The 15,776-nt window shown below is 44.4% G+C and carries 14 protein-coding genes; 9 read left to right on the plus strand and 5 right to left on the minus strand.

Annotated elements, in window-relative coordinates:
• Window positions 1-185 precede the first annotated feature (185 nt).
• The 3 genes from LYZ37_RS21010 (at window position 186) to LYZ37_RS21020 (ending at window position 2,925) form a co-directional block, all read left to right on the plus strand.
• Window positions 186-1,007, plus strand: a complete 822-nt coding sequence (locus LYZ37_RS21010) for a crotonase/enoyl-CoA hydratase family protein (RefSeq protein WP_272787470.1) — start codon at window positions 186-188, stop codon at window positions 1,005-1,007.
• A 284-nt stretch (window positions 1,008-1,291) separates the two neighbouring features.
• On the plus strand, window positions 1,292-2,182 hold the full coding sequence (locus tag LYZ37_RS21015) for a LysR family transcriptional regulator (RefSeq protein WP_272787471.1): 891 nt from the start codon (window positions 1,292-1,294) through the stop codon (window positions 2,180-2,182).
• Window positions 2,183-2,328: 146 nt separating this feature from the next.
• On the plus strand, window positions 2,329-2,925 hold the full coding sequence (locus LYZ37_RS21020) for a short chain dehydrogenase (protein ID WP_272787472.1): 597 nt from the start codon (window positions 2,329-2,331) through the stop codon (window positions 2,923-2,925).
• 70 nt (window positions 2,926-2,995) lie between these two features.
• On the opposite strand, the gene LYZ37_RS21025 is transcribed toward LYZ37_RS21020, so the two are convergent.
• The 4 genes from LYZ37_RS21025 to LYZ37_RS21040 all read right to left on the minus strand — a co-directional run bounded on the left by LYZ37_RS21025 (window position 2,996) and on the right by LYZ37_RS21040 (window position 7,456).
• Window positions 2,996-3,988: a quinone oxidoreductase family protein gene (locus LYZ37_RS21025; protein ID WP_272787473.1), complete on the minus strand. Its 993-nt coding sequence runs from the start codon at window positions 3,986-3,988 to the stop codon at window positions 2,996-2,998.
• Between the two features lie 122 nt (window positions 3,989-4,110).
• A complete protein-coding gene (locus tag LYZ37_RS21030; protein WP_272787474.1) occupies window positions 4,111-4,995 on the minus strand; it encodes a LysR family transcriptional regulator in 885 nt (294 codons plus the stop codon).
• 269 nt (window positions 4,996-5,264) lie between these two features.
• The gene (locus LYZ37_RS21035; protein ID WP_272787475.1) at window positions 5,265-5,465 is read right to left on the minus strand and encodes a restriction endonuclease subunit S; all 201 of its coding nucleotides are present in this window, start codon (window positions 5,463-5,465) and stop codon (window positions 5,265-5,267) included.
• Between the two features lie 77 nt (window positions 5,466-5,542).
• Window positions 5,543-7,456 (minus strand): methyl-accepting chemotaxis protein, encoded by a 1,914-nt coding sequence (locus LYZ37_RS21040; RefSeq protein ID WP_272787476.1) that lies wholly within the window; start codon window positions 7,454-7,456, stop codon window positions 5,543-5,545.
• Between the two features lie 363 nt (window positions 7,457-7,819).
• Between LYZ37_RS21040 and LYZ37_RS21045 the strand changes: the two genes are divergently transcribed.
• From LYZ37_RS21045 to LYZ37_RS21070, 6 genes are read left to right on the plus strand one after another with little or no spacing between them, the layout of a single operon-like run.
• Window positions 7,820-8,776, plus strand: coding sequence for an AAA family ATPase (locus LYZ37_RS21045; protein ID WP_272787477.1), 957 nt, complete (start codon window positions 7,820-7,822; stop codon window positions 8,774-8,776).
• Between the two features lie 10 nt (window positions 8,777-8,786).
• Window positions 8,787-9,704 (plus strand): DUF58 domain-containing protein, encoded by a 918-nt coding sequence (locus LYZ37_RS21050; protein WP_272787478.1) that lies wholly within the window; start codon window positions 8,787-8,789, stop codon window positions 9,702-9,704.
• A gap of 2 nt (window positions 9,705-9,706) precedes the next feature.
• Complete coding sequence (locus LYZ37_RS21055; protein WP_171319932.1) at window positions 9,707-10,183, plus strand: DUF4381 domain-containing protein; 477 nt, start codon at window positions 9,707-9,709, stop codon at window positions 10,181-10,183.
• Entirely contained in the window at window positions 10,176-11,147 is a 972-nt protein-coding gene (locus LYZ37_RS21060) for a vWA domain-containing protein (protein ID WP_272787479.1), read from the plus strand. Before LYZ37_RS21055 ends, LYZ37_RS21060 begins: the two co-directional genes overlap by 8 nt.
• Entirely contained in the window at window positions 11,140-13,008 is a 1,869-nt protein-coding gene (locus LYZ37_RS21065; protein ID WP_272787480.1) for a VWA domain-containing protein, read from the plus strand. Before LYZ37_RS21060 ends, LYZ37_RS21065 begins: the two co-directional genes overlap by 8 nt.
• On the plus strand, window positions 13,008-14,639 hold the full coding sequence (locus LYZ37_RS21070) for a BatD family protein (RefSeq protein ID WP_272787481.1): 1,632 nt from the start codon (window positions 13,008-13,010) through the stop codon (window positions 14,637-14,639). The genes LYZ37_RS21065 and LYZ37_RS21070 overlap by 1 nt, the downstream gene beginning before the upstream one ends.
• A gap of 72 nt (window positions 14,640-14,711) precedes the next feature.
• On the opposite strand, the gene LYZ37_RS21075 is transcribed toward LYZ37_RS21070, so the two are convergent.
• The gene (locus LYZ37_RS21075) at window positions 14,712-15,314 is read right to left on the minus strand and encodes a porin family protein (RefSeq protein ID WP_272787482.1); all 603 of its coding nucleotides are present in this window, start codon (window positions 15,312-15,314) and stop codon (window positions 14,712-14,714) included.
• Window positions 15,315-15,776 lie beyond the last annotated feature (462 nt).

Raw genomic sequence — 15,776 nt, forward strand, 5'->3', positions numbered from 1 at the left:
CTTTTAGACGCTCTAACCCGAGTACATTAAATGAAAATTTCGATTTCTTGTGTTATTCGGTACAAGTGAAAACCATCGCCAATATACATAAAAACTTAGCCTGAAGCCCAAAATCGACTCCATTCCATTCTATCCACTTAACAATCTAGTTACATTATTGGTATGACCAGTAAGGAGCGAGTTCAATGTCAGACCAACCAAGAGTTACCTGTGACATAGATAACAATAAGATTGCCACTGTATCACTTAACCGTAGCGATAAAATGAATGCGATTGATATGGAAATGTTCAACGCTGTAAAACGTACCATTAAGCAGCTCAAAAACAATAGAGACATTAGGGCGGTCATTGTAAAAGCCAATGGCAACGATTTTTGCTCGGGACTTGATGTTAAGTCATTGATGCACAATAAAAAAGGCGCCGTCAAACTTTTGTTTAAGTGGTGGCCAACCAAAGCAAATGATGCTCAGTATTTCTCTGTCGGCTGGCGAGACATTCCATTCCCCGTCATCTTTGCTCTCCACGGGCGCTGTTGGGGTGGTGGCTTACAATTAGCAAGCGGTGGAGATTTTAGAATTGCCCACCCAAAGACAAAGTTTTCGATTCTCGAAGGAAAATGGGGACTGATTCCCGATATGGGTGGCGCACTAGCATTTCGTGAGTTGATGCGCCAAGACCACACTTTAGAATTGGCGATGACAGCAAAAGAAATTGATGCGGACACGGCACAACAGTATGGTCTGGTCACGAAAATCTCAGATCAGCCTTATGATGAGGCTTATAAGCTTGCATTAGAATGTGCTAATCGCTCTCCGGATGCAATCGCAGCGACTAAGAAACTCTATCACAAGACGTGGTGGTCAAGCCCTGGTTGGGCGCTTTGTCTTGAAACCTGGTATCAAATTAAAGTGATGATTGGTAAAAACCGCGTTATTGCCGCTAAAAGAGAGATGCAATCCCAGCAAGAATCTCAAACTAAAACCGATTTTGCACCGCGCCAATTTTAGCGACAACTTTCGCTCGTATTAGGGTCATACTGGCCCTAATCTCGCACAGCGAGTCAATCTAGTGCTGCCTAACGAGCGTGTTAAGTGTAAGGTAAAACCTAATTCTGATTTCATTTGTTGCTAGGTAAGAGTCAAACTCACTTCAGATATACTATCGATGGCTATCTAAATGTAGGAGTCGATATGGATAAGAAAACTCAGTCCGCTTGTGAAAAGAAGCGCTCTCTTGATTGTGAAAAGGGTATCGCAATTAAGTTGGAGAGAGCAATGAAAAGGAAATAGCTATGTTACCCAGTCAACTTCCACTTTTTATCGCAGCCGCTCAAGAGGGCAGTTTTTCGGCTGCTGGAAGAAAACTCGGCATTTCTGCTGCTGCCGTCAGCAAAGGTGTCGCGGCGTTGGAGAAACAAACTGGGGTTCGCCTGTTTCATCGCAACACTCGTCAATTCTCCCTCACTGAAGATGGAGCTAACCTGTACCAAAAGGTGTCGCCATTGTTGGTCGAACTTGAGCAGAGTATTGATGGGCTAACGGAGCAAAATCGCAGTGCTGCTGGCAAGCTGAGGGTGAACATTCCGGATAGCTTTGGTCGTAGATTTGTGATGCCCCACATCGCGAAGTTTCTTCGCCTTCACCCTAATATTGAGTTGGATCTTGTACTTAGCGATCGTGTTTTGGATGTCGTTGATGAGGGGTTTGACGTGAGTGTCGGCAACCGAATCAACGAAGACAGCCGACTAGTTGCTCGCCCTATTTATGATATGCAAAGTGGTATATTCGCTAACCGAGAATATGTTGAGAAATTTGGTCAGCCCAAAACCATAGAAGAGCTAGCCCAGCACAACTGCATCATCTATCGCCCGCTCTCTTCCGGCCGCACTTACAATTGGGCTCTCACGGATGAACATGGTGAACACATTCAATTTCGACCGAAAGGCAATCTAAGTGTTTCGAACATCAGCGCTGCGATTATTGCACTACAACAAAACTTGGGCATCGCTTATATGGGCGCTTGGCATGTTGAAGAGCAAGTAAAGCGTGGAGAGGTTATCCCGATTTTAAAGGACAATTGGGGTGAGTCAAAACCCGTTTGGGTCTATTACTCGTCACGAGATAACTTACCCAAACGAACTCGATTGTTTATAGACTTCCTCATCGAGCATGTCGGACTCTGAACACAAAACACTCATCTGAACACTGTTACTTCAACTCTAATTTTATTTTCAACTTTTAGTTACAGGTAAAATAACCTTTACCCCTCTACACGATTAAATCTCATTGCCGAATAATAGCTTCACTCAACGAACACGGAGCTATTGATATGAAAAAAGTCCTTGTATTAGGTGTAACTGGTCTAATCGGCCGCCAATTTGAAGCACTATTAGCAGGTAAAGCGCAAGTGATTGGCGCATCCCTTAACCATCGTGAAAACCCTGTAGACTTATCGGATCCACAGTCACTCAAAGCTTTGTTTGAAAAAGTGGGTAAAGTAGATGCGATATTCTGTACCGCTGGTGTCGCCAATTTGGCTCCATGGGGAGAGGCTCCTGATTCTGAGTGGGAATTTGGTATTCAAAATAAAATGATGGGGCAAATAAACACAGTTCGCTTTGGTGAGCAGTATGTTAACGACGGCGGTGTGATTGTGTTAACCTCAGGCATACTGGCTCAGTACCCATTTGCAGGCAGCGGTATTGTAACAACGGTTAATGCGGCAGTTGAGGCTGCGATTAAAGCATCAGTTACTGAGATTGAGCGCATCCGCATCAATGCAGTATCACCAGGCTGGGTTGCAGAAACCATGGTTGCAATGGGTATGGATCCTGAACCAGGTATGCCTGCACAAGACGTTGCCCAGCACTATGTCGATATGTTAGATAACAGCAATAGTGGCGAAATTGTGGTTGCAGCCAAATAAAACGGCTTAGCAATGCATTAAAGCCAGCGTATTCGCTGGCTTTTTGGTTGTCTTATGGAGATCAATTCAACTATTCAGTGCCAGGAGTAAGTAGCATTTTACCCATGATTTTGCCACTTTCTAGTAAGTCATGAGCTTTGGCGGCATCGGCCAATGGCATAGTTGAATAAACAGGCTTAATTTTTCCTTCTCCTAGCAACTGGTAAATCGCATCCATTGACTGCTTAACCAATGGGAAGTTACTGAAGAAAGTTGCGTAAATCTCTGAGTAAGTAATGGTTGGCGCTTTACCGAAATGTTTTACTGCCTCAGCTTGAAGATTAGTTTCACCAACACCTGCTAAGAAACCGAAAACAACGATATGGCCAAGTGTCGCAAGAACCTCTAAATCTTGCGCTATAGTATCCCCAGCCACGGGATTAAAGATGTAATCAACCCCTTTTCCTCCTGTGACTTTTTTAACTTCTTCAATCCAATCTTCTGTAGAGTTAAAAGCGAAATCGGCACCAATTTCTAGCGCTCGTTTAACTTTGTCATCTTTACGGTCAAGAGCGATAACTTTCAAACCCGCAACTTTCGCAAGTTGAATCAGTGCAGTACCAACGCCTCCTGTAGAGGCGTATACAAGTGCGAATTTATCTTCTTGAGCGCGAACTACGTTATGTAGCATGTGATACGCAGTAAAATAGGTAACTGGCATAGCACCAGCTTCAAGGACATTAGCGTCATCAGAGAGTAAGACAAGTTTATCCGCATCAACTGCAGTATACTCCGCATAGGTAGAAGCTCCTATGGGGCCTAAAAACGCAACTTTCTGACCTTGTTCCAAAGAAGTATCATTTGCATCCGCTACAATACCACTACCCTCAACACCGGAAATGAATGGCAGATCTGGCATCATTCCTGGTGGCATATTCCCTTCTCGAATCACAGTATCGATAAAGTTAATTGGTGCCGCCTTAATTTGAACTAACACTTGGCCTGATTCTAGCTCTGGCTTGGCAATGTCTTTGTATTCTAGCTTTTCGCTACCACCCGTGCTTTCTAATACGACTGCTTTCATCTTTCTCTCCTTCGCGACCATTTGTCGCTCTGTTTCATCTGGGGACAGAGAGATGATAGACATCAGCCATGAAGTAAAAAATAAGCAATATGGGACATGACAATTGCATTATTGCAATTATCCTATTTTTCGCTGTGCCTCTGTTTGATGTATTCGACTACCTGTTTAATTTGGCTATGGGCGTAACGACGACCCAAGTAATAGGCATACATGGTGCGAGTTCTAGGTGTAAGTCCATTCACTTTCAGCTCTACTAGCGACTGCCCTTCTAGCATCACACTTGGCAACATGGCGATGTATTTACCACTCAGCGCTGCATGGTGAGCGAGACCCAAATCATCAACAAACATCTGTTGATTGGGCTTTATCAAAACTTCTTCTTTAGCACCATTGATAAATGCCCATGAAACGGCTGGTCTGGATACAACACTAGGGAGAGTACTAAGTAGATCGGAGTCTATAATCGTGCTTTCAATCTTATACGCGTTAAGTAAGGCTGGGTGAGCACATACTGAATACGGAATATCCCAAAGTTTCAAGGCAATAGCTGAAGAGTCCACTAACGGCCCGACGCGGAAAGCCAAATCAATCTCTTCTTGAATCAGATTTTTGTTGCTATTTGATAATGAAACATCAAGTTTAAGATCAGGGTGTTCACTGGCAAAATCAATCAGCCATGCTCCTAAAAAATCTAGCCCGGCTCGAACCGGCATGGAAACCTTTAGCTTGCCTTTAAACTGGATCTCAGAGTCTACCGCAATATCAATTGAGCGTTTTAATGAACCAAACAGAGGTGAGCAGTTTTGATAAAGTTCCAGACCTCGCTCAGATACTTTTACTTCACGTGTAGTCCGGTGCAGCAAAGTGAGACCAAGGCTTTCTTCCAGTGCATCCATACGGCGACTGACCGTACTATGTGGCATGCTTAGTTGCTCAGCAGCCTTCTTCAAACTGCCATTTTCTACAACACTGCAAAATATGTTTAGGTCATCAAGAACGCGTTTCATGCTCACCACTCGCCGTTTAAGCTTTAACATTATCCCAGTTTTAGGATAATTTTCATGGCTAAATATTAAACGTTCCCAGTAAACGTTCAACCCATGTAATCTCGCCAAACGCGATAAAATCATAGATGGTAAAAAACACCGCGCAGATAAGAGCGAGCTTTAGTAAACGAACGAAGATGAACATGATTAACCCTTTTTATAATAGGCAACAAAAAAGCCGCCTGAGGCGACTTAGGAGATTGGAATAAATACACTTAAGACATTTCGTCTTAATGAACTGGCGTATCTGTTTTTGCGTAGAACTTACCAAAGTACTCTTCAAGCACTTCTGGTGTTAGCTTGCCTTCGGCTTCGAGCTTTTTCAGCTCCGCAGCAATGGCTTTTTGCTCGTCTAACGATGGTAGTGCCACTTCAGGCTCACTGCCCATCTCTTGTGACATCTGCTCTAGCTCTTTTTCGAAATCACTCATGACTTCACTTACCCTATAAATAAAAACTGGGTCTAAGTTTACCGACTTAGACCCAGTAATGCCAGTTTCTGAAGAGGCTATAGCTTGAAGCTACCTACCATAGTATCTAGACGAGCAGACAGTTCTTTAAGCTCTGCACTTGCTGCTGCTAGCTCTTCTGCTGTACCCGTGGTGACTTCATTGATCGCATTGATCTCTTCAATATTCTGATTGATGGTGTGAACTACGGTTGACTGCTCTTCCGTAGCAGTAGCAACTTGAGTATTACGATCTGAGATGTCATGAATACGCTCTGAGATATTAACTAGAACCTCTACCGCCTCGTCTGAAGCTGAAACACCTTCGCTCGTGACACTCTTACCTGCTTCCATAGCGGTTACTGCATCTTTCGCATCGCTTTGCAATTGATTGATCATCTTCTGAATTTCTTCAGTCGAGTCTGCGGTACGGCTTGCTAGGTTACGAACTTCATCCGCCACCACGGCAAATCCACGGCCTTGTTCACCCGCTCGCGCAGCCTCAATGGCAGCATTCAGTGCCAGTAAGTTGGTTTGCTCTGAGATATCGCGGATAACATCCAAAATCGATCCAATCTCTTGCGTCGTTGAAGCTAACTGCTCGACAACTTGGCCTGTATTCTCAATATCAAGCGCAAGACGGCTGATCGCATCTTTAGCTTGGTTCACGACATTTTGACCCACTTCAGTATTATCTGACGCTTGGTTTGCAGTTTCGGCAGCTGTCGCAGCGTTACTCGCGATCTCACTGATCGTCGCACCCATTTCGTTGATTGCCGTCACCACTTGGATAGTTTGGTCACGCTGAATCTGACTGTTGTCATGGGTAGTATTCGCTTTGCTCGATACACCATCCGCAGCAGATTGAAGGGCATTACTTGTCGAGGCGACTTCTTTCATCGAGTCATGAATTTTCTCAATAAAGCCATTAAAGCCTTCAGAAAGCTGACCAATCTCGTCTGTGCCTTTTATCTCAATGCGTTGTGACAAATCACCATCACCTTTACCTAGGTCTGCAAATCGTGATGCGATTTCACGAATTGGACGAGCAATGCTATTGGCTAAGAAGATACCCATAAAGATGAAAAGGCCTGCAACGATAATGGTGGTAAACATCATTTGTTTAGCAACGGCATTCAGATCGGCAAAAACTTCATCAACCGGAACAACGCCCACAACAAACCAATCCATAGACGGTACGTAGGTACTAGCAACAAATACGTTTTGCCCCTCATATTCTGTATTGATTAGATTGAAACTCGATTTACCCAGTAGCATAGAGGATTCGCCACCAAAAAGTTTTGCTAACGTGGATTTCGATTTGCTGTTATCACGGTGGATTTGTACTGTTCCTGCAGAATCAGCCAGAAATACAAATCCAGTATCTTCAATCTTAAAGCCATTCAAGAGTGCAACCATATCGTCCATAGACTTAGACAAACCAGACATCGACATACCATTTAGCACTTGGTAGTTAGTGAACATTTTTACGTCGCCATTGGCTTCTTGGAAAATACTCACTGATGTGGCGTTGCCTGATTGCTTAAAGCCAAAGAACCAACCATCTTGTTGCTGATTCAATTGACGCAAAAAGCCATTTTGGTTCCAGTAATAAGCCGTATCCCGGTTTGCCACAGAGGCATCATTAAGATTGTATTGAGAACGCACATTGTTCAGCTGTTTTACCAATCTAGCTTCAACATCTGGAGAGATACTCGTAGTATTGATGGCTTGTTTAACAAACTCATTGTTGGCAATTTGCTCGGCCGCAAGCAACAATTGACTAACTTCATTATCAATCTGACTGCTGATTTGTTCGAGCATTGAAGGCAGCTCAATATCAATCAGTCTGTGCTCAAGTACTTCGCGAGCTTGGCGCTGGGCCATTACTCCAACAATAATAGTCGATGCTAAAACAGCGAAGGTGATCCCTGCGACCACTTTCTGTTTTATGCTAATTGAGTTTAATTTCATTTTACCTGCCTTAAAAAGCAATTATTTGTCGATAAATTGGTTTAAGCGATTGCGATAAGAGCTCTGACTCCAATTAGCTTAGTATATCGACTGATTGACAACTTTCTTTACAAATTAATCACTAGGTGAATGGTTTTTAGCCACTCATTAAAAAGAAGATCATGCGTAGTAAGATTTCAAATTTGAAAAGTTGGATTTGAGATTTTCATCCCCATATTTTAACTTACTGAAATTAAGGAGTTTGTTTAAGTTCAATGAAAGAATCTAGATGATGTTTTAGTCAACTAATTTAATTACCTTTATCTCTAGTGGAACTTTTTAATCTCGTGAGCTACTAAGTGAAAAATGAGGAGAAACAAGATCATGAATTCACACGCTCTACAACAACTACGCGAATACTTAAATAGCCAAATCATTGGTCAGAGCGAACTGGTGAATCAACTGCTTGTTGCGTTGCTCGCTGACGGTCATATTTTGGTCGAAGGCCCCCCTGGATTAGCAAAAACGCGCGCTGTTAAATCTTTGGCAGATTGCATCGAAGGTGACTTCCACCGAATCCAGTTTACGCCCGACCTACTCCCAGCGGATCTGACGGGAACAGATATCTTTCGTCCGGAAACTGGCGAATTTACCTTTCAATCCGGGCCTATTTTTAACTCGTTGATCTTAGCTGATGAGATCAACCGTGCACCAGCAAAAGTTCAAGCGGCCATGCTTGAAGCCATGGCTGAGAAACAAATTACGGCCGGTCGCAATACCTACCAGCTTCCTGAGCTGTTTTTGGTGATGGCGACGCAGAACCCAATAGAGCAAGAAGGGACTTATCCGCTGCCAGAGGCTCAATTGGACCGATTCTTAATCCATCTAGATGTCAGCTACCCTGACGCCGAGAGTGAACTAGAGATTCTGCGCCTTAATAGAGGTGAAGCGAAGGGCGATGTAGGCATTACACCTCCAACACTTTCTCAAGCCGACATCTTTGCAGCCCGCCAATCGGTGCTAGACATTCATATGGCAGAATCAATCGAGCAATATATCATTCGTTTGGTTATGGCGACCCGAAACCCGAGCCAGTACGATGATTCATTGAATCAATGGCTTGAGATGGGTGTCAGCCCACGAGCAACGATTGCTCTCGACCGATGCGCTCGTGCTCACGCTTGGTTAAACGGTCGAGACTTTGTCTCACCTGAAGATGTACAAGCCATGGCGTTCCCTGTTTTACGTCATAGACTGTTACTCAGCTATCAAGCGCAAGCGGAAGGTATTCACCCGAATCAAGTCATCAATAAGTTACTCTCGCTCGTTGGCAGTGCTTAGGTCAGTGGATATGCAAAATGCTTTGCCTCCCTATAGTGATGGCGTGAACCTGACACTGGATGAGTTGCTTTACTACAAGCAGCAATGTGTTAAATGGCTGCCACCTGCCAAGAGTTTATGGTCACAGATGCTTGGGCAACACCAGAGTCGACAACTAGGTCGCGGTATGGACTTTAGCGAGGTGCGTCAATATCAAGCAGGCGACGACATTCGTGCTATCGATTGGCGCGTTACTGCGCGTACGGGAAAACCGCACACTAAGCTGTTTTCTGAAGAGCGTGAAAAGCCAATCATGCTCTATCTCGACTTATCCGCCTCTATGCTATTTGGTTCTACCTTAATGCTGAAGTCAGTGCAGATGGCACATATGGCAAGTTTGATCGCTTGGCTTAGTGTCTCTCAGCAAGACAGGGTTGGCGCGGTTATCGATACTGGGCACCAACTCATTGAACTCAAACCAACGTCGCGAAATAAAGGGGCGCTAGCTTTAACTCAGTCTCTGGTGAGTTTGCACCAACAACTGTTATCTGCAAAAAAAGAGTCAGATTATGATGTAAGCCATGCCTTGCAATCGCTTGCGCGTGTTTGTCCTAAAGGCAGTGAAATCATACTCTTGAGCGATTTTTCCCGATTCACCCAAACTCATGAGTCCAAACTTAGCCGCCTAAGCCAGCACAATCGCGTTCGAATGATTCAGATTTATGACCCGCTAGAACGAGGGCAAACCGCTTATCGTGGCACAGAGCAAGTCTCCAATAAGCAACAAACTCGCTGGCTTGATTTTTCTTCTAACAAGACACGCCTCGGCATAGAACAGGCTTTCGAACAGCAGCAGACTCAACTACAACACATGGCCCTAAGGATGGGCATCAGTTTCTCTTCGCTCTCTAGCGATGCTGCTTTGACTCAACAATTACATGGATTTTAACTATGAGCTCTGAGACTCAAACATCACTTTTACCCTTAAACCCTATGCATTTACCGGAGCCACCAGCGTGGTTACCACTCGCTTGGGGGTGGTGGGCTCTGATTGGTGGCATGTTAACGCTAACCTTAGCAACTTGGTTGATCATTAGATGGAATAAAAAACGCCTAGCGCCTAAGAAGACTGCCTTACGTCTGCTCGCACAAGATCAAAAACCGTCTGAAGCGATTGAGTTGGTTAGACAAGCCGCATTGTGTTATTTCCCCCGGGAGGAGATTGCCCAGCTAACTGGGAAAGATTGGTATCTGTTTCTCGACAGCCAATTACCAACTCCACGCTTTAGCAATAATTACGAAGCCTGGCAGCAAGCATTGTATAGCAAGCAACCAACGCCTCACTCTGAAAGTCTAATACTGGATTGCAGTGAATGGGTAAGCCAAGCATTACCACCGAAGAAAAGAAGGGGTCACTCACGTGGCTAATATTAGCTTCGTCTGGTGGTGGGCATTTTTGCTCTTGCCATTACCACTATTGATTTACTTTTTGGTGCCAGCGACGAAATCAACGGCACCAATCCAACTGCCCTACCTACCAACGTCGGCAAACAATACTGTCCCAAACAATCGCTTGCCTAAGCTGCTTACTGGTTTGGTATGGCTTACTCTTGTCACGGCATTCGCTCGACCTGTATGGTACGGAGAGCCCGTTACGACATCGCCAAAGCACAGAGACCTTATGTTGGTACTCGATCTTTCATACTCTATGAGTCAGAAGGATATGAAAGATGCACAAGGCGACTATATTGACCGCCTAAGCGCTGTTAAACATGTAGTGAGTGAGTTTGCCAAGCAGCGCAAGGGAGACCGACTTGGCGTGGTGCTCTTTGCTGACCATGCCTACCTACAAACCCCTTTAACGCTTGACCGTAATACCATTTCTGAGCAGGTAAACTCGTTGGTATTAAGACTGATCGGCGACAAAACTGCGATTGGCGAAGGTATCGGGTTAGCAACAAAAACGTTTATCGACAGCGATGCGCCGCAAAGAGTGATGGTTTTGCTCAGCGATGGTAGCAACACATCGGGCGTACTTGATCCTATTGAAGCCGCCCAAATTGCTAAAAAATACAACGCGACTATCTACACCATAGGCGTTGGTGCTGGAGAGATGATGGTCAAAGAGTTCTTTATGACTCGTAAAGTAAACACGGCCCAAGACCTTGATGAGAAAACCCTCAAGGAAATTGCCAATATCACCGGAGGTCAATACTTCCGAGCTCGCAATGCAGAAGAGTTGGCAACCATCTACGAGACGATAAACCGCCTAGAACCAGTCACTGCTGCAACTCAAACTTGGCGACCACAAACAGAATGGTTTGGCTTGCCACTGACCATAGCCTTGTTGGCCTTTTCTCTTCTACTCATCATCAGGAGGAATCATGTCTAGCTTTCTTTTCCTCTACCCGATGTGGTTGCTTGCCCTAGTGCCTTGGATCGGCGTTATTGTTTGGCTGTACAAACGAAATCGTTCGCAAACTCTTATTGCTCCGCATTTAGCCAAGGCGATAGGCGTCCAAGCGAAGCATGTGAGCAGACTGACGCTAAACACTATTGCCACCTGTGGACTTATTACCATTGTTGCACTCGCAGGACCAAGTTTTAGTAAGCAAGAACGACCGAGTTTTGCTAACACGACGGCTCGCGTTGTCGTAATGGATATGTCGATGTCGATGTATGCGACAGACATTAAGCCAAATCGACTAACCCAAGCGAGATACAAAGTATCTGACCTACTTGCCAACTGGCACGAAGGCAGTACAGGATTGGTCGCCTATGCGGGTGATGCTTATCGCATTAGTCCTATGACTAGCGACTCACAAACCATCGCAAACCTGATCCCGAACCTTGCACCTGAAATTATGCCCTACCCCGGTGCGAATGCAGCTTCGGGAGTTAAGCTAGCGATTGAGATGATGACTAACATTGGCCTAGCCAAAGGCGATATTGTTCTCGTTGCGGATGACATCGATGACAATGAACTCAGTGAGGTGGAAAACCTGCTACAAGACTCTTCTTGGCGCTTGGTTGTTCTAGGTATTGGTTCGCGCGCGGGCGCTCCAATCAAGCTTGACGACGGTACATTGATGACAAAGGACAATGGTCAGCCGATAGTGGCAAAGTCTAACTTTGACCATATGAGAGCGCTCGCCAACTCGACCAATGGTTATTTCGTTCCAGTTCAGATAACCAATCAAGATGTTGAGAAAGTCTCGCAAATCACATCGCACATCGACTCAGCAGGCAACGCAAACAAAGAACAAACGATTACTGACCAAGTCAACCAAGGATATTGGCTCTTACCTCTGCTGATTGTTCCCGCTCTATTGATGTTCCGCAAAGGGCTATTTTTTAGTGCAGCTTTGGTGTTGATACCACTTCTGTCTCCTAAGCCTGTGATGGCAAACCCTTGGCTTAATGATGACCAGCAAGCCATGCAATATTTTAAAGGCGAAGAGTACGACAAAGCTGCGGAGCTATTTAATCAACCAGAGTGGAAAGGAGTAGCAAAGTACCAAGCACAAGATTTTGCAGGTGCTATTGAATCTTTAAAAGGAACGACAAGTGCGGAAGGACGCTATAACTTGGCAAATGCCTATGCACAAAGCCGCCAGTTTGAGAAAGCTGTTGAGCTCTACCAATCGATTCTTGAACAAGACCCGAACAACCAAGACGCTAAGCACAATCTTGATGTCGTGCGCCAAGCGCAGCAACAGCAACAGCAACAGCAACAGCAACAGCAACAGCAACAGCAACAGCAACAGCAACAGCAACAGCAACAGCAACAGCAACAAGGTGATTCGAGCGACAATCAGAGTCAACAAAAAAATGACTCTCAGCAGTCACAATCTTCCAATCAAGAAAACGCTCAATCAAGTGATGACAGTTCGGATAATGCGCAATCCGAAGCGAGCCAGCAATCTAATGAGGGAAAGGAGTCCGAACAAAACAAACCCTCTAAGAAAGGTTCAGATGAGCAGCCTAAAACTTCTTCTGACTCTGCTCAAAAACCAGAACAAAGCAGCGACTCATCGAGTCTGAATGAGCAGGTTAGTGATGAATCGCAATCGCAGCAGCCTGACTCACCCGCTTTAACATCAACCGATGACAATCAGCAACCTATTGAACCTGAGCTTAGAAAACTACAGCAAGTAGAAAGCGCACGCGATCCAAGCCGCCTATTGCGAGCGCAAATGATTCTTCAAGCTCAACAAAAACAGCCTCCACAAGATACAGGTAAGAAATGGTAATGAATAAGCAAAATAGACTGACTGTTGCCCTATTTGCTCTGCTAGTCACTTTTGTCAGCCCACTGGCTTTGGCAACTAACGTGTTGGCAACAGTGAGTAAAAACAAAGTGGTCAAGAATGAAGTGTTTCAACTTCGCATTGTGGTGGACAAAAAGGTGTCATCGGACGCGCTAGATTTTAGCTCGCTTGAGCAAGATTTTTATCTAGGTCGTCCGAGTTTTGGTAGTTCAGTCAATATCATTAACGGCGACCGCTCTACTCGAAGTGAATGGAACATTACTCTCGCGGCTCAGCGTTTGGGGGTTGCAACTATTCCCGCTTTCACTCTAGATGGCGCATCTTCAAAACCAATTGACATCCAAGTATCTGTAGATAGTAACGAGCCGAAAATTAGCGACTTGATTGAAGTGCAAAGTCAGTTGAGCAAGTCTCAGCTCTACCCAAATGAAAGCGCGACACTGACAACGAGATTGATCGTTAAAGCGGATCCACGTCGTCTACAGAATCCAAATGTTATTCCGCCAAAAACGCAAGGGATTTCGCTAGTAGCGCTAGGCGAGCCAAAACAGTACCAAAGTGTGCTAGACGGCGTTGAAGTGACGGTATTGGATCAAAGTTATCGCGTCACTGCTGATGCTGCCGGAGAGTTCACCTTGAGTGGAATCGGATTTAAAGGCAGCGTTGTGTATGGCGACAACCGCACTGGGACCACTAAACTGGTATCAGCCAATACCCCGGCCAAACAGTTCACAATTAAGGTAAAGCCAATCCCCGCTGATTACAAAGGCAAATGGCTCCCTGCTGCATCGCTTTCACTGTCGCAGCAATGGCAAGATTCAAATGGCGAGCAAATTGATGCTTCTATCGAATACTCAACTCGCGTCGGTGAGTCCATCACTCGTGAAATAAACCTTGATATTCAAGGTCTAGCCAATGAGCGTTTTCCTGAAATCAAAGTTAGTTACCCTAACTCTGTTAGAGTGTATCAAGAGAAACCAAAGTTCAGCGAAATGGCCAATGGCGTTACACGCATGACCATTAAGCAAGTCATCATCGCCGAGCAAGAAGGTGAGGTTAAGCTTAACGACATCAAGCTAAACTGGTGGAACAGCAGCGATAGTTCAGCCCAAGAGTCCGTTTTGAGCGGGTTAAGTCTTAATGTTGCCCCAGCTTCTGCACTGAACAATGAGCCAATTAGTTCACCTGCCACGCCCCAACCAACAACCAAAACCATTACGGTTACTGAGCCAGGTTACTGGCCTTATCTCACTGCGCTGTTCGCTGTGTTGTGGTTAGCGACTTTAGTACTTTTACTTAGAACGCGTCAAAAGTCACCTCACATTAATACTCAAGTGCAGCAAACAAGCACTACAGCAGATAAGCTTGTTAACGCTCTAAAACAAGATGACAAAGTCAAAGTTAGCTTTTTAGTGAGAACTTGGTTAGATGAGCACTCTTATATCAGCCCTGAGCTTAAACAAAAGATCGATAAACAAGTCGCTGAGATGAACCAAAGCCAATACTCAAACTCCAGTCAAAACTGGCAAGCGAGCGAACTGATCGCACTTATCAAACAAGCAGAAAAACGAACTGGTTCAAGTCGACACAAAGACCAGCTCCCACCTCTATAATTGATTCAAACGTAAAAAAGCCGCTTAACTAAGCGGCTTTCTATTAAAGACAAACATTTTCAGCAGGCTAGATTAGAACTTGTACTTAACGCCGATATTGAAACCAGTTGTATCGTATTTAGCTTCTTTACCACCAATGTCTTGCTTACCGTAACCGTGCATACCATACTCAGCAGTCATAGCAATTTGTTGAGTAAAGTTTACTTCAACGCCTGCAGCATATTGTAAGCTAACTTTGTCGAACTTCGCAGAGACTGATTCGCTACCTAGTTTAGCTTCAACCTTATATGGGGAAGAGCCGACACCTGCCATTGCATAGACGCTAAACATCTCAGTAATCGGTAATGTACCTTTACCAAACACAGCGTAAGAAGTCTGAGGCTTACCTTCTAAGGTAACACCGTATGCCATTGACGATTCTGACGAAGAAGGAAGACCAACACGACCTTCAACGGCTAGGTATTGGTTAAAATCGTAACCCGCTACTAAATTAACTGTCGCTGCTGTGTACTTACCGTCAATTGCATTTTTAATTACTGGGTTAATTTCACTTGGAGCTTCCAAGTTAAAGTTACCCATTTGGAAGTTACCGCCAACGTACAGACCTTCGTGAGCTTGTGCTGCTGTTGCTGAAAGAGCTAGTGCTACTGCTGCTACAGAAAGAACCTTTTTCATTTTCATTACCTTCTAAGTATTAAATAAAAGTTATCAATAGTTAGCGTTCCCTCGCCCTGGTTCGACGTCGCACTATAGAGGCTTTTAAATCTTTGTCAAACTAAAAAACAGTGTTTCATTAAAATAATCATCGAAAAAAGCAAACGATAAATCCGATAAATCCGATAAATTATTAGTGCTAACACTCTAAAAGTCACACTAAACAATGTCCATTAACAGAATTTGGCCGCACTTTCTACGGAAGTTGGGGGGGTTATATCGAAAAATTATAAGAAATGAAGGATAGAAATGGAAAGATGTAGTTATTTATCAGTGAGCACAATACTATAAGCCTTAAAAATGAATTACGCCAAACCAATTTGAAAAATCAAAACAAATAGTATTACAAGGTACCTAACTCGAACGCTCATGATTGGAAGAATGAATAACCTTCAAACAAGCCAGTAACCACATACTGTGAAT

Source organism: Vibrio tubiashii, assembly GCF_028551255.1.
Lineage (GTDB): Bacteria > Pseudomonadota > Gammaproteobacteria > Enterobacterales > Vibrionaceae > Vibrio > Vibrio tubiashii_B.